Origin of the sequence: Natronomonas sp. (assembly GCF_046483325.1) — an archaeon.
Classification (GTDB): Archaea; Halobacteriota; Halobacteria; order Halobacteriales; family Haloarculaceae; genus Natronomonas.
Genome location: NZ_JAWODL010000041.1, coordinates 136,344 through 150,398 on the forward strand (window position 1 = coordinate 136,344; position 14,055 = coordinate 150,398).

Sequence of the window (14,055 nt, forward strand, 5' to 3'; positions counted from 1 at the left end):
CTCAGAACAGTCCCGCGAAGAGGACGTAGCTGAACAGCGTCGTCAGGATTCCGACGCCGACCGAGTAGTAAATCAACGGCAGGAGGTTGAGTCGCATGACGCGACCTTCCTGACCGACGAGGCCGACGGTCGCGAGCGCGGCGACGACGTTGTGGATGGCGACCAGATTACCGATCGCCCCGCCGACCGCCTGCGCTCCGACGATGATCTGCGTCGGCAACCCGAGCGTCTGGGCGGCCTCGAACTGGAAGCCGCTGAACGTGATGTTCGAGACGGTGTTCGAGCCGGCCATCGCCGCGCCGAGCGCACCGATGAGGGCGGCGACGAACGGATAGGCCGGACCGAAGGCGTTCGCCGTTGCCTGTGCGAGCGCCTGGATCATCCCGAGCTCGATGCTGGCCGGTGCCGACGCCGACTGCAGCATGACCTGCACCATGGCGATGACGAACACCAACGCGATGACGGGGGAGACGAGCTTTCGCCCGGTTTCGCTCAACGCGGACTTGAACTCGCCGCCGGACATACCAAAGATCGGGACCGACAGAATCGCCGGCACGATGAGCCAGAATCCGGGAACGCTCACCCACGCGATCGAGTTGTCGATTCCGGTGCCGAGAATGTTGTCCCACCCCAGAACGATGCCGAGTGTGATGTTGCCGATCTGGACGCCGTAGTCGGGGTTCGCGATCGCCTCACTGATCGGATCGACGGCGCGTGTGATGACGAGCAACACGACGACGAGGATGTAAGGTAACCACGCCTTCGCCAGTGACATCTGCTGACCACCACCGGTGGCACCTCGGCCGTTCGATCCGGGTTCGATCGTGCCGACCCAGTGGTCCTTCCACTCCTCGCGCGGCGGGAAGTCCCAGTGGGAGTTCGGCAGGAGATAGCCCGCACGGAGCAATCCGACCGTGATCGCACCGCCGACCATCGACCCGATGAGCGACGGGAACTCCGCGGTGATGTACCACGCGGAGATCCAGTAGGGAACCGCGAAGGCGATCCCCGCGAACAGACACAGCGGCGCGACTTCGAGCGACCGGCTGAGCGCGCTCTCGTCGTCATCTCCGAAGAAGTGAGTGACCATGAGAACCGCGATAAACGGCATCATGAAGCCGACGAGCGCGTGATACGTCGCCGCCCACGCGGCGACCTGATTCGAGTATTCAGCCACACTTGCGTATCCACCCGCGGTAATCGCCTCCCGATAGATATCGAGCGAGAGCGGATCCCTGATCCCGACGATGATCGGCGTCCCGACCGCGCCGTACGTCACGGCGATGATGTGACCGATGATCGCCGCTATGACGGCGGCGAGCGCAGGGAAGCCGAGCGCCAAGAGGAGCGGGGCGACGACGGCTGCGGGGGTGCCGAAGCCGGCTGCCCCCTCGATGAACGTCGCGAGAAAGAACCCGATAAGGACGATCTGGACGCGCCGATCGTCCGACACCGCCGAGAAGCCCTCGTTTATCCGATCGAAGGCGCCGGCCTCCTGCAACGTGTACAGGAGGAGCAACGCCCCGAAGACGATCCACAGGATCGTAAACGCCGTGATGACGCCGTTTATCGAGGCCGCGACGACCCAGTCTATCGGCATGCCCCACACGGCGAAGCCGATGACGACGGCGCTGATCCAAGCGATCGGCATCGCCCGCGTGGCCGGCCACAGGAAGCCAACGAGCAGTATCCCGGCTATCAACAGCGGTGCCGCGGCCAACAGCAACTCGACCGCGTTAACCATGTCTTCCACCCCCTTCTGTAGCGGTAGCTGTCGGCTCTGGCACCAATGCTCCGATGACAGACTGGCGTGACACTGTCATGGAATCCGCCTATCGGACTCGACATTTATACTTATCGACGGTTCAGGTACTCTTCACGGGCTCTCGGGACCGTTGTGGCGAAACGGTGTGTACTGCCGTGGTATTTTTTAAACTAATGGGTGCAAAACTGGGCATAAATGGATTTCGAATCGCGCGCAAATAAAATACATAATCATCGTTCCGATTTTTGCGGGCCATCTACGATTTTTCGATCGATTCGCCTACCGTATTAGTTGTGTGTAGCGGCGTCGTCTATCGATTTTGTCCGAATACGCGTTTGCTTCCCACTACCTTTGCCGGTCGCCCGTGGTACACGCTCGCTCCGGAGTCGAACGATAACACACGACTGCACTGGTGATGCAGTCAACTGTACTGGTTTACCGGCGCGATTCGGCGGAAACGTGCCGCTCGCGCGCGCTTTGGATCAAACCCGACGCAACGATCGATCAGCTATCGTGATACGAGACTGTACGCCCGGCCTTCCTCGTGAAGCGTTTCCGATTCGTTCGGGTCCCAGTGGCCCGAGATGTCGCCGCGCTCGGCGAAGAAGATCCGATCACCGTGTGGAACCGCCTCGCTCGTGACGTGTCCGATGCACTCGACGCGCCATCGCGCTTCGCCGGTCGTCTTGTCCAGCGCGTACAGGTGGGTGTCGTAGGACCCCACGAGTATCGTCTCGGACGTGACGGTCAGCGATCCGAGGACGGTTCCGCCAACGTTCGTCGACCACAGTTCCTCGCCGGTTTCGGTGTCGAGCGCGTACACGTGCCTATCGTCGCTTCCCATGTAGATCACGCCGGCATCCGGATCGATGCCGGGATTCGACATGATGACTCGCCCCGTTTCGAACGACCATTTCTCGGTTCCGTCCCGCAGGTCGAGACAGTAGAAACGGCCGTCCCACGACCCGACGAACGCACGTCCCTCGTGGGTCGGGATCGTCCCCTTGATCTCCCCGTCCGTCTGGAATTCCCAGGCCGGGTCCAGCGACGGGAACTCCCAGGCGTAACACACCCCGTCGTTCGAGCCGGTCAGCATCCGTTCGGTCGCCGGGTCGATCGACGTCGACGGATGGGGCATCCCCCACAGGCGGCTGTCCTTCCAGAGCGGCTGGCCGGTCGCGGCGTCGAGCGCCCACATCGTCCCCGACGGCTCCTGCCAGGGGTAGTTGTACTCCGCGACGACGTAGATGATCCCGTCCCAGTAGGCGGGGCTTGACCCGATCGCGATCGCAGCGTCGAGTCGCCAGTTCGAGGTCTTCCAGACACGTCGTCCCGTCTCGGTATCGTAGGCGTACATCGAGCCGTCGTACCCGCCGATGTAGGCGATGTCGTCGACGACGAGCGGCGTCCCGTGGAAGCCGAGGCTCGTGCCCGCGCCGGTCTCGACCGACCACAGTCGTTCGCCGTCGGGCCGCACTGCGTGCAGATCTCCCGTATCCGAGGGGATCAACACCGTCTCGCCGTCCGGCGTCGGCCGCGGGCTCGATTTCGCTGCCGTGTGTCCGATCCCGTTGACCGGCATCGACCACTCGATCTCGACGCGCTCGGGGACGACCGCGTTGGGGTAGTAGCCGAGCCGGCGCAACCCCTGTCTGAACATCGTGATGCCGTCGTCGTCGGGATACGTCTCGTCGTAGGGCAACAGTTCTGGATCGAAGTCGGCCTGCGTTCGATCGTAATCGCTGCGAAAATGCGCCCAGCCGACGCCGCTGCCGACCGCCAGTGCGCCGAGGCTCGCCAGCGCTCCCCGCCGAGTGAGTCCGCTACCGTCCGATCGGTCCGACATTAGTTCGCGGAATGGCCCCCGTCGATATAGTGCTCCCGGTCGGCGTGTCTCGCCGCCTCCGGCCGTCCGATCGGGGTTACGGAAAGCACTTAGCGGAGACTCATCTACACCGACGTGGTATGGAGTGGGCCTTCGTCGTCGCGTACCTCATCGCACTCGCCGTGTTCACGGCCCTCGGTGCGCCGATCGCGGCGGCGTTCTTTCGTTATCTCCCCCGACGGGGCGCCGCGTTCGCCCTCCCCGCGGCGCTGGTTCCGTTCACCATCGCCGTCTTCTGGGTCGGCCAGCTCACCTTCGGTCTCCACGCGCTCGGCGTCGGCGTCGGCGTCGTGCTCGCCGGTGCAGTGACGGTGACCCGCCTGGGATTCACGCCCGAGTGGCGAGCCGTCGCCTCGATGTACGGCGTCTTCGCCGTCGGTTTTCTCGTCATGGTGGTCTTCCGGGCGGCGAATCCGGGGTTCACACCGATCGGCGGTGAGCAGTTCCTTCATTTCGGCCTCGTCAACGCCCTCGAGCGGGCGAATAGCCTGCCGCCGGAGGACATGTGGTTCGCCGGTGAACCGCTGAAGTACTACTACGGGACCCAACTGCAGGTAACCAGCCTCTCGATGCTCACCGGAACGCCGGTTCGCTACGGGTTCAACCTCGGTATCGCCACCTTCTACGGGCTCCTGTTCGTGGTCGCCTACGGTCTCGGCGGCGCGATCGTCCACCGACGCGGCTATTCTCACCGCCTCGGCGGCGTCTTCGCGGCGTTCTTCGTCGCGCTCGCGGGACCGACGACGACGGCCGTTCGCCTCGCGACGCCGCATCTGCCCGACACGATTGCCGAACCGGTTTCACGGGCCGCGTTCGGCTTCGCCGCCAACCGATTCAACGGCGGCGATCTGGCGCAAACGGTAGCGGAGCTGTCGGCTCCCGCCGAGTGGTCGTGGTGGTACACGAGGTACGTCGTCTCGGGAACGATTCAGGAGGTACCGCTCTACTCGTTCGTCAAGGCCGACCTCCACGGTCACGCGTTCGCAAACGGGTACGTCCTCTTCGCCGGCGCGCTCGCCTTTGCTTACTACGTCACGCCAGCCGCCGAACGCCGGCACCGGGCCGCGATCGTCTTCGGCGGCCTCGGATCGATAGCCGGCCTGTTCGGCTTTATGAACACCTGGTCGCTGCCGACGGTCGGCGGCCTGACCGTGTTGACCGTCGCGCTCGCGGACCCGCATCCCGACACGCTGTTGCCGCCGCCGTGGCGCCGACGATTCGCGGTTCCGACGGCCGTCGAGGCCAACCGCTCTCGACTCGCCGACGAACTCCGGCGACTGATTTTCGCGACCGTCGCCGGCGGCGTCGTCCTTCTCGTCGGGGTCGCCATCGCCTCGCCGTTCCTCGTCTTCGGCCACGTCCCGACGAACGACGGCGTCGGGTTCTTCCCGCCGCGGAGCTCGCTGGGACCGTTCCTGGTCATTTACGGCGGCCTCGTCACGGTCTTCGGACTATACGTCGCGACGCGCGGATGGCCGACGATCGCCGACGTACCGACGAGCTGGGTCGCCGGCGGCTCGCTCGCGTTCCTCGCGCTCGTGGCGGCGACGGTGCTCCTCGATTTCGCCGTTCTCGCCGTTCTCGGTCCGCTCATCGCAGCCGGCTGGATACTGGTTCGATCGGGTCGGGGCGACTTCGCGGTCGTCCTGTTGATCGCTGGAACCGGGCTTCTCCTCTCGTTCGAGGTCGTCCACGCCCGCCTTCCGTTGATCCCCGAGCCCCGCTGGAACACGTCGCTGAAGGTGGCCGTCCAGGGGTGGACGCTCGCCGCCGCCGGCGCGGGAGCGGCGGTCGCCGTCCTCCTCGCTCGATCCGCCGAGCGCCTGGCGGGTCGCCGGCAGTTCCCGCGATCGACCGCCGCCGCTTTCGCCCGGTCGAACGACGGTCAGACGACGGAGCGTCGCCCGGCCCCGACGCTCCAATCGGTGGGTACGATGGCTCTCGTCGCGATGGTCATCCTCGCGAGCGCGGCGTTTCCGGCGATGGTGTACACCGTCGAGATCGGCTCAGCGGTCGAAGAAGATCGCTACGATTCCTCCCTCGACGGGCTCACCTACGTCGAGGTGTATCACCCCCAGGAGTACGACGCGCTCCGGTGGCTCGACGAGAGGTCGGGCCATCCGGCCGTCGTCGAAGCCCCGGGCGATCCGTACGGGTGGACCAGTCCGGCCGCGACGTTCTCGGGGCTTCCGGGGGTGATCGGCTGGGACCACGAGGAGGAGTACCGGAGCGCCGACGCGTACGATCGCCGCGTGACCCATGTCGACGAAATGTACACCGGCGAGTGGGACGTCGCCGCCGCCCACCTCTCCCGTTACGACGTGACATACGTCTACGTCGGCCCGAACGAGATCGAACGTTACGGCGATGACACACGCTCGTTCGACGGGAGTGCGTTCTCCGTCGCGTTCGAGGGCGGAAATGTGACGATCTACGAGGTCGATCAAGACGCCCTCCCCAGCCCGGATCGATAGCCCGCCCGGTCGAAGCGCCGAAAACGCGTGGATTTAACGGCCCGCCCGATGTGCGTGACGCATGAACAGGGAGGAACCGTGATGCTCGCGGGAACCACCGCGTTCGTCACCGGGGCGAGCCAGGGTATCGGCCGAACCATCGCGCTGACACTCGCCGAGGAGGGCGCGAACGTCGCCCTCGCCGCACGGGGTGACGGCATCCACGAGACGGCAGCCGCCTTCGATGACGACTCGCGTGCGCTCCCCGTCGAGACGGACGTAACCGATGACGGATCGGTCGTGGCGGCGATCGAGCGAACCGTCGAGACGTTCGGCGGCCTCGATTGTCTCGTGAACAACGCAGGCATCGCCGGTCCGACGGCACCCCTCGAGGAGGTCACCGTAGAGGAATGGGAGCACACGATGGACGTCAACGTGACCGGGATGTTCCGCTGTGTGAAACACGCGGCACCACACCTTCGAGCCAGCGATCGCGGACGGGTCGTCAACGTCTCCTCGATCAGCGGGAAACGACCGCTGGAGGGCCGAACGCCGTACACGACCTCGAAGATGGCGGTCATCGGATTCACGCGAACGCTCGCGTTCGAACTCGGCGACGACGAGGTGACCGCCAACGCCATCTGCCCCGGCGCGACCCGCGGTCCCCGGATCGATAGCGTCATCCAGAATCAGGCCGAACAGCGCGGAATCTCCTTCGAGGCGGCGAAACGCGAGGTCTTCACCGACGACACCGCGCTCGGGAGATTGACGGACCCCGAAGACATCGCTGATATGGTCGCCTACCTCGCCAGCGAGCGTGGCCAGCACGTGACGGCCCAGGACATCAACGTCGACGCCGGGTCGGTCTGGTACTGATCGGGCGGCGTTCGGACGGGGGTACACCGACTGTCGACCCTCGGCAACGCGAAACTTTAGAACCGCTCGAACCCTAGCGCGGGGCAATGGCGCCGCCGAGGCCGTACCATATCGCGTATGACTGACGAGACCACTGACTCCGGCTGTACGCTGTGTGACCTTCCAACCACGGGGGTCGAAATAACCGACACCGACGGCAACGCCTTCTGCTGTCGGGGCTGTCTCGACGTGTACGAGGCGCTCGGCGATCTGGAGGATATCGACGCCGACGACGTTCGGTCCCGGCTCGGCGACGCGGAGTCGGAGGGTTCCGCACCGACCGACGATCCGCCGCTGGAGGGGCCGGTAGAACGGACGTATCTCAAAGTCAACGGAATGTACTGTGCGACGTGCGAAGCGTTCATCGAGTCGGTCGCGCTCGACCTCGACGGCGTTCGGTCGGTGAGCGTGAGTTACGTGACGGAGACGGTCCGCATCGACCACGACCCCGAACGGACCTCGGCGGAGGAACTACGCGAAGCGATCTCCGGACTCGGCTACACCGCGTTCCCGCGCGAGGACGCCTTCAGCCAGCGCCAGGCGAACCACATGGAGACGGTCCGCGTCGCGGTCGGCGTTTTGGTCGGCATGGCGGTTATGCTCCAGTACATCACGATTATCTATCCGACGTACTTCGGCGGCCTCTACTACGACGAGCGGACGACCCAGTTTCTCATCGACGCGATGGCCCACGAAAGCGGCACGTACTTTTTCATGATCGTCGCGGTGTTGACCACCGTCGTCTTGCTCGTGACCGGAAAGCCGATCCTCCAGGGCGCGTACGTGGCGCTTCGGACCCGGACCCCGAACATGGACCTCCTCGTTACCATCGCGGCCGTCAGCGCCTATCTGTACAGTACGCTCGCGATCATCGTCGTCGATCAGCCCCACGTCTACTACGACGTGACGGTCGCTATCGTCGTCGTCGTCACCGTCGGAAACTACCACGAAGCCAATCTCAAACGCCGCGCGACCGACCGCCTCTCCGAGCTCACGTCCGTGCAGGTCGACGAGGCTCGACGGCTCCGCTCCGACGGGAGCCACGAGACCCTCTCCGTCGACGACCTCGAAGAAGGCGATCGACTCGTCGTCCGAAAGGGTGAACGAATCCCGGTCGATGGAACGGTCACCGGGGGCACGGCGGCCGTCGACGAGTCCCTGATCACCGGCGAGTCGATGCCAGTCGCCAAACGCGAGGGGGATCAGGTTATCGGCGGCACCGTACTGACCGACGGTTCGATAACCGTCTCCATCGACGATCGCGCGGCCAGCAGCCTCGACCGCATCTCGGAACTCGTCTGGGATCTCCAGAGTTCGAACCACGGCATTCAGGGGCTGGCGGATCGGCTCGCGACGGTGTTCGTTCCGCTCGTGCTCTCCCTTGCGGTCGTCGCAACGGCCGCGTACCTACTCTTCGGCGGCAGTATGACCAGCGCGTTGCTCGTCGGGCTGACTGTGCTCATCGTCTCCTGTCCGTGCGCGCTGGGACTTGCGACTCCGCTCGCGGTCGCCGCTGGCCTCCGCGATGCGCTGAAGCGACAGATCGTGATCTTCGACGACACCGTCTTCGAGCGGATTCGCGATGCGGACACGGTCGTCTTTGACAAAACCGGCACGCTCACGACCGGTGAAATGGACGTCGTGGCGTGGGAGCTCTCCGCGGACCTGCTCGAAGACGCCGCGATCCTCGAACGCCAATCGGCTCACCCCGTCGGGGAGGCGATCGCCGCCCTCGCGGATCCGGATTCGATCGGGACCGATCTCGAAACCGACGGCGGTCAACTCGATCGACGCGTCGAGGATGGCGATGACCACGACCGCCCGTCGGTCGAGTCGTTCGAGAGCCACGACAACGGCGTTTCGGGCGTCGTCGACGGCCGCCACGTCGCCGTCGGCCACCCGGATCTGTTCGTCACCCTCGGCTGGGAACTCCCCGAGACGTTGGCCGACTCAGCGCGGGAAGCGGGCGGTCTGGGCCGCGTCCCCGTTGTTGTCGGTCGCGATGGGGTCGCGAAGGGGCTCATCGTCGTCGGCGACGAACTCCGGGACGGCTGGGAGGAGACGATCCGATCGCTTTCGGACCGCGGCGTCGAGGTCGTCGTGTTGACCGGCGACGACGAGCGCGCCGCCGAAACGTTCCGGACTCACCCGAACATCGACCGCGTGTTCGCGGGCGTACCGCCCGAGGGCAAGGCCGAAACGGTGGCGCGGTTGAGCGAGCGCGGCCAGACAGTCATGATCGGCGACGGTACCAACGACGCACCGGCGCTGGCGCGTTCCGATCTCGGTATCGCGCTCGGCGGCGGAACGGCGATGGCCGTCGACGCCGCCGACATCGCCATCGTCAACGACGACCTCCGCTCCGTCGAGTCGGTGTTCGAGCTATCGGCCGCAGCAGGGACGCGAATCAAGCAGAATCTCGGATGGGCGTTTTGTTACAACGGCATCGCGATCCCCCTCGCGTTGGCCGGGCTGTTGAACCCGCTTTTCGCCGCCGCCGCGATGGCGACGAGCAGCTTACTCGTCGTGAGCAACTCCTCGCGGCGACTCGTCGATGATCCCGTCGACGACCCGTAATCTCGACGTTCACGATTGCGTCCCGGTCGCTACGGAATTCGAAAGCGACGCGGGAGATGTGGTTGGCTAAACCGTCCCACATCGGGAGTAGATACTCTATATTTATCCCTTCTCGGGGTTCTATTTCACACACAATGTCAGATACCGGTCTGGTGTCCTCGTCCCCGGAGACGGCGCTTCCCGATCCGGCCGAAGCGAACAACGTCGTGTACAATCCGTCACCCGAGCGTCTCCGGGAGTGCTCCCGGGAACTCGAGACGACGACCGAGTTCGGCTCCCCGGCGTACGTAACCGAACAGCGCTCACGCTGTTCTGACCGGACGAAAAACGCGGTCGACGACGAGTTCGACGCGGCCGATCACGCCTACGTCGAGACCGCCCTCGAGTACGCGCAAACACACGAGATGGTCTGTGTCGATGTGCGGATCGGACGATACCCCGAACACACCTACGTGGGCCGGTATTACGTCCCAAAACGGTACGCTCGGATCGCGCTCGCGGTCACGAACCTCTTCGAACCGGTCGAGGCGGATGCGACGCCCGATTTCCTCACGGTACAGGTGCCCGACGCCGCCGAGATCGCTATCCGGGTGCTCCCCGACACCGGCGTGACCGCCGTGTTAGGAAGCGACTACTCCGGCGAGGCGAAGAAATCGTTCCTCCGGTTGTTCATGCGTCGCACCAAGGAGGCCGGCGGTCTCGGTCTCCACGCTGGCAGCAAACGCGTGACGCTCGAAACCGACGCTGGCGAACTCGAAGACGTCGGGCAGGTGTTCCTCGGACTCTCGGCGACGGGAAAATCGACGCTGACCGCTCACGGGCTCTGGCTCGACGATCCCGAAGCGGCGACGATGCTGCAAGATGACGTCTGTGCGCTGTTGCCCGACGGCACCGTCGCCGGCAGCGAGGGCAACGGCCTCTACATCAAGACCATCGGACTGGATCGTGACGAACAGCCCGCGATGTACGACGCCGCGACTCACGATTCGGCGATCCTCGAAAACGTCGCCGTCGACGACGACGGCACCGTCGATTTCGACAGCGACGAACACACCTCGAACGGGCGGGCGGTCATCCGCCGCGACCACCTCTCCTCGGCCGGAGAAGACATCGACCTCGAACGCGTCGACCAGGTGTTTTTCATCACGCGAAATCCCGCGATGCCGCCGGTCGCGAAGCTCTCACCGGAAGAGGCCGCCGTCGCGTTCATGCTCGGCGAGTCGATCCAAACGAGCGCGGGCGATCCCTCGAAGGCCGGCGAATCGATCCGCGTCGTGGGGACCAACCCCTTCATCGTCGGCTCGGAGGGCGAGGAGGGGAACCGCTTCCGCGATCTGATCGAGGACCTCGACGTCGACTGTTTCGTCCTCAACACCGGCCACCTCGGCGATCGGGCGAAGGACATCGGCGTCAGAGAGTCGGTGACGCTGCTGCGGGAGATCGCCCGCGGAACGGTCGAGTGGACGGCCGAAGAGGCGATCGGGCTCACGATCCCGGCGTCGGTGCCCGGGATGGATATCGAGCGGTTCGCCGTGCCGGATCACGTCGAAAACCACGAGGAGAAACTGGCCGATCTGCGCGAGGAGCGCCGGGCGTATCTCGCCGCCTTCGAGGAGTTGGACGAGGACATCACCGAAGCCGTCTACTAACCGTCTAGGGGGAAACCGGGCACGCGGCGTGGTGTGGCGGATCGATTCGACCTCGCGCACGGCGAACCGGGTATCTCACTGGTAAGGGGTCCCTGAAAAAGGATAGTCCATCCTGGATTCGAACCAGGGTCGTCAGCCCCAGAAGCTGACAGGATTGGCCACTACCCCAATGGACTGCACGCGTGTCGTAGATGGCAACAGCCGTACTTATGTTTGTCGTGTTCGCCCGATCAGACCCTCGTTTGTCGGCATTTCGTGCACGGATCGATCGCGCCCCCGCTCGGCGTTCGACGACACCTGATATGTGTTCCGGTGGTACTCAGCCGATGCGACCGAAATGAAACACCATCGCTTCGGGTGAACAATCCACCCCATGGTCGAAACGCACTGGCCGGAACTGCAGGGGAAGCAACTGCGCTATCTCGATGACGCGTGGGAACTTACCGGTACCGTCGACGTCCGTGATCGCGGCGAACTCCTGGCGGTCGAGGCGAAACAAACCGACGACGTGAAAGGTGAGACCGCCACGTTGTATTTTGGCGTCGAGTCTCCCGGTGACTCTCTAAATCCAGGCGATCTCGGCGAGCACTTCGACAGACTCGAACGGACGGACGACGCGCAGTACCTGCTCGTAAAAAAAGCGCGTCGGACGTACCGATACGAACTCCAGCGATTGGCACACGAGTGATCATCGCCGCCTCAGTCGCTCACTCGTCGTCGGCAAGTTCCCGCTCGGCCTCCCGCCTCCTCGTCTTCGCGTTCCTCAGACGGTTCTCGGCTTCCCCCCTCGTACTCGAGTTCGTCTTCGAGTTCCTCCTCGCGCTGTTCTTTTCGCGCGTCGTGGCCCTCCGTGTCGCGGCCGTTCCGTGTGTCCCCCATACGTACGATATGTGCCCGATGCCCCCTGCTGTTTCGCGCCGAACACCGTCCTTGACGACCGGTTTCCCGTGACACCGACACCGACATACTACCCCCGCCCATCTCCCCCATATGTACGTTGGACGATTCATCGTCGTCGCGCCCGATCGTGCGGCCTACCGCGTCTCCTCGCGCTCGTTCCCGAATCGGCGAGTCATCGAACGCGAGGGGGCGCTCACCGTCGCCCCGACCGAGGACGCCCCCGAGACTGACAACCCCTACATCTCGTACAACTGCCTCCGAACGACCGGTGACAGCGAGCACGCGGTCATCGGCAACGGTACGCAGGTCGATCCGATCACGGAGAAACTCGAACTCGGCTACCCGCCGCGCGACGCGCTCGTCGAATCGCTGCTCGCGCTCGATTACGAGAAGGACGACTACGACACGCCGCGGATCGCTGGCGTCGTCGGCGAGGAGAGCTACGTCGGAATCGTGCGCCGCGACGCCGTGATCGTCGAGGCGGTCACCGAACCGACGCTTGTCGCCACGTACGAGACGGACGCTCCGGAGCAGACCGACCTCGGTGCGATCGATCCCGATGCGATGGCCAAAGAGCTCTACGAGTTCGACTTCGAGCACCCGGTCTGTGCGGCCGCGGTCGTCGCCGGCGACTCGGGCTTCGAGACCGGATTTTATAACGGCGCGTAGCGACCAACCGATATGCTCGTGGGGGTTCTCTCGGATATTCACGCCAATCGGATCGCGCTCGACGCCGTGCTCGACGATATGCCCGACGTGGACGCGATGGTCTGTGCGGGCGACGTCGTCGGCTACAACCCGTGGCCCGCCGAGTGCGTCGACGCGGTGCGATCTCGCGACGTGCCGACGGTGATGGGAAACCACGACCGCGCCGTCGTCACGGAAACTGGTTTCGGCGGCAACGCGATGGCCGACGCCGGCGTTCGATACGCGCTTGACGTCCTCGACGACGATCGGATCGAGTGGTTGGCGGGACTGCCGGAGTCGCGACGCTGCTTCCAGGGGCGGGTTCGGGTCGTCCACGGCCACCCCGACGACCCGAACCGCTACACCTACCCGTCGCTGTTCTCGCCCCGATTGCTCGGCGACGAAGACGTGTTGATCATGGGTCACACGCACGTGCAGGCCCACGAGCGGTTCGACGAGGGGGTCGTAATGAACCCGGGAAGCGTCGGCCAGCCCCGTGACGGCGAGCCGACGGCCGCCTACGCGCTCGTCGACCTCGAGGCGATGACCGTCTCCGAACGCCGCGTCGAGTACGACATCGGGGCCGTCATCGAGGCGATCGAAGCGGCCGGACTCCCCGAAGCGACGGGGACACGGCTCCGGAAGGGTCGGTGACCGCGCTCACCACTCCATACCGCCGTTGACCCCGAGGACCTGGCCGGTCATGTAGCTCGAATCGTGGCTGGCGAGAAACCGAACGATGCCGGCGACGTCCTCGGGTGTCGCGAAGCGGTCGAGCGGGATCCGACGGCGGATCTTCTCCCGGACTCGATCGGGGACGATCTCGAGCATCCCGGTGTCGACGAAGCCGGGGGCGACGCAGTTAGCGGTGGAGCCCTCGGAGGCGAGTTCGAGCGCGAGGGTCCGGGTGAAGCCGAACAGACCGGATTTGGTGGTCGCGTAGTTCGCCTGGCCGTAGTTGCCCTGCTGGCCCACTACGCTCGAAATATTGATCAACCGACCCTCCTCCGCCGACCGAACGTCCTCGAAGAAACAGTGCGTACAGTTGAACGTCCCGCCGAGATTGACGTCGATGACGCGGTCCCAGTCCTCACGCGTCATGTTCTCGAACTTCTTGTCCACCGTGATCCCCGCGTTGTTCACCAACACGTCTACCGCTCCGAACCGATCGTGCACCGCCTCGCACATCGACTCGACCTGCTCGTACTCGGAGATGTCAGCCTG

11 protein-coding genes and 1 tRNA gene are annotated in these 14,055 nt (G+C 64.8%); 7 read left to right on the forward strand and 5 right to left on the reverse strand.

Annotated features, from left to right (window positions below):
• Position 1 precedes the first annotated feature (1 nt).
• Together R6U53_RS12350 and R6U53_RS12355 are read right to left on the reverse strand one after the other, a co-directional pair.
• Positions 2-1,744: an L-lactate permease gene (locus R6U53_RS12350; RefSeq protein ID WP_410322667.1), complete on the reverse strand. Its 1,743-nt coding sequence runs from the start codon at positions 1,742-1,744 to the stop codon at positions 2-4.
• 529 nt (positions 1,745-2,273) lie between these two features.
• Entirely contained in the window at positions 2,274-3,611 is a 1,338-nt protein-coding gene (locus R6U53_RS12355; protein WP_410322668.1) for a PQQ-binding-like beta-propeller repeat protein, read from the reverse strand.
• A gap of 119 nt (positions 3,612-3,730) precedes the next feature.
• Here R6U53_RS12355 and R6U53_RS12360 point away from each other — a divergent pair, with 119 nt between their 5' ends.
• The 4 genes from R6U53_RS12360 (at position 3,731) to R6U53_RS12375 (ending at position 11,244) form a co-directional block, all read left to right on the forward strand.
• Positions 3,731-6,124 (forward strand): DUF2298 domain-containing protein, encoded by a 2,394-nt coding sequence (locus tag R6U53_RS12360; protein WP_410322669.1) that lies wholly within the window; start codon positions 3,731-3,733, stop codon positions 6,122-6,124.
• Positions 6,125-6,205: 81 nt separating this feature from the next.
• Positions 6,206-6,979, forward strand: a complete 774-nt coding sequence (locus R6U53_RS12365) for an SDR family NAD(P)-dependent oxidoreductase (protein WP_410322670.1) — start codon at positions 6,206-6,208, stop codon at positions 6,977-6,979.
• 117 nt (positions 6,980-7,096) lie between these two features.
• Complete coding sequence (locus tag R6U53_RS12370; RefSeq protein ID WP_410322671.1) at positions 7,097-9,595, forward strand: heavy metal translocating P-type ATPase; 2,499 nt, start codon at positions 7,097-7,099, stop codon at positions 9,593-9,595.
• 134 nt (positions 9,596-9,729) lie between these two features.
• Positions 9,730-11,244 (forward strand): phosphoenolpyruvate carboxykinase (ATP), encoded by a 1,515-nt coding sequence (locus R6U53_RS12375; RefSeq protein ID WP_410322672.1) that lies wholly within the window; start codon positions 9,730-9,732, stop codon positions 11,242-11,244.
• Between the two features lie 103 nt (positions 11,245-11,347).
• Here R6U53_RS12375 and R6U53_RS12380 read toward each other — a convergent pair.
• Positions 11,348-11,420, reverse strand: a tRNA-Gln gene (locus R6U53_RS12380).
• Positions 11,421-11,617: 197 nt separating this feature from the next.
• Here R6U53_RS12380 and R6U53_RS12385 point away from each other — a divergent pair.
• Positions 11,618-11,932 (forward strand): hypothetical protein, encoded by a 315-nt coding sequence (locus R6U53_RS12385; RefSeq protein ID WP_410322673.1) that lies wholly within the window; start codon positions 11,618-11,620, stop codon positions 11,930-11,932.
• A gap of 11 nt (positions 11,933-11,943) precedes the next feature.
• Here R6U53_RS12385 and R6U53_RS12390 read toward each other — a convergent pair whose 3' ends face one another.
• A complete protein-coding gene (locus tag R6U53_RS12390; RefSeq protein WP_410322674.1) occupies positions 11,944-12,123 on the reverse strand; it encodes a hypothetical protein in 180 nt (59 codons plus the stop codon).
• Between the two features lie 111 nt (positions 12,124-12,234).
• Between R6U53_RS12390 and R6U53_RS12395 the strand changes: the two genes are divergently transcribed.
• Complete coding sequence (locus R6U53_RS12395) at positions 12,235-12,813, forward strand: IMP cyclohydrolase (RefSeq protein WP_410322675.1); 579 nt, start codon at positions 12,235-12,237, stop codon at positions 12,811-12,813.
• Between the two features lie 12 nt (positions 12,814-12,825).
• A complete protein-coding gene (locus R6U53_RS12400; RefSeq protein WP_410322676.1) occupies positions 12,826-13,485 on the forward strand; it encodes a metallophosphoesterase family protein in 660 nt (219 codons plus the stop codon).
• Positions 13,486-13,491: 6 nt separating this feature from the next.
• Here the strand turns inward: R6U53_RS12400 and R6U53_RS12405 are convergent.
• The coding region (locus R6U53_RS12405) for an SDR family oxidoreductase (protein ID WP_410322677.1) at positions 13,492-14,055 on the reverse strand (564 nt) is incomplete at its 5' end.

What these genes read in the sequence shown, in the direction of transcription:
- R6U53_RS12360 (WP_410322669.1), top strand. Translation starts at nt 3,731, where the DNA reads ATGGAGTGGGCCTTCGTCGTCGCGTACCTCATCGCACTCGCCGTGTTC.
- R6U53_RS12395 (WP_410322675.1), top strand. Translation starts at nt 12,235, where the DNA reads ATGTACGTTGGACGATTCATCGTCGTCGCGCCCGATCGTGCGGCCTAC.
- R6U53_RS12385 (WP_410322673.1), top strand. Translation starts at nt 11,618, where the DNA reads ATGGTCGAAACGCACTGGCCGGAACTGCAGGGGAAGCAACTGCGCTAT.
- R6U53_RS12375 (WP_410322672.1), top strand. Translation starts at nt 9,730, where the DNA reads ATGTCAGATACCGGTCTGGTGTCCTCGTCCCCGGAGACGGCGCTTCCC.
- R6U53_RS12350 (WP_410322667.1), bottom strand. Translation starts at nt 1,744, where the DNA reads ATGGTTAACGCGGTCGAGTTGCTGTTGGCCGCGGCACCGCTGTTGATA.
- R6U53_RS12390 (WP_410322674.1), bottom strand. Translation starts at nt 12,123, where the DNA reads ATGGGGGACACACGGAACGGCCGCGACACGGAGGGCCACGACGCGCGA.
- R6U53_RS12370 (WP_410322671.1), top strand. Translation starts at nt 7,097, where the DNA reads ATGACTGACGAGACCACTGACTCCGGCTGTACGCTGTGTGACCTTCCA.
- R6U53_RS12355 (WP_410322668.1), bottom strand. Translation starts at nt 3,611, where the DNA reads ATGTCGGACCGATCGGACGGTAGCGGACTCACTCGGCGGGGAGCGCTG.
- R6U53_RS12365 (WP_410322670.1), top strand. Translation starts at nt 6,206, where the DNA reads ATGCTCGCGGGAACCACCGCGTTCGTCACCGGGGCGAGCCAGGGTATC.
- R6U53_RS12400 (WP_410322676.1), top strand. Translation starts at nt 12,826, where the DNA reads ATGCTCGTGGGGGTTCTCTCGGATATTCACGCCAATCGGATCGCGCTC.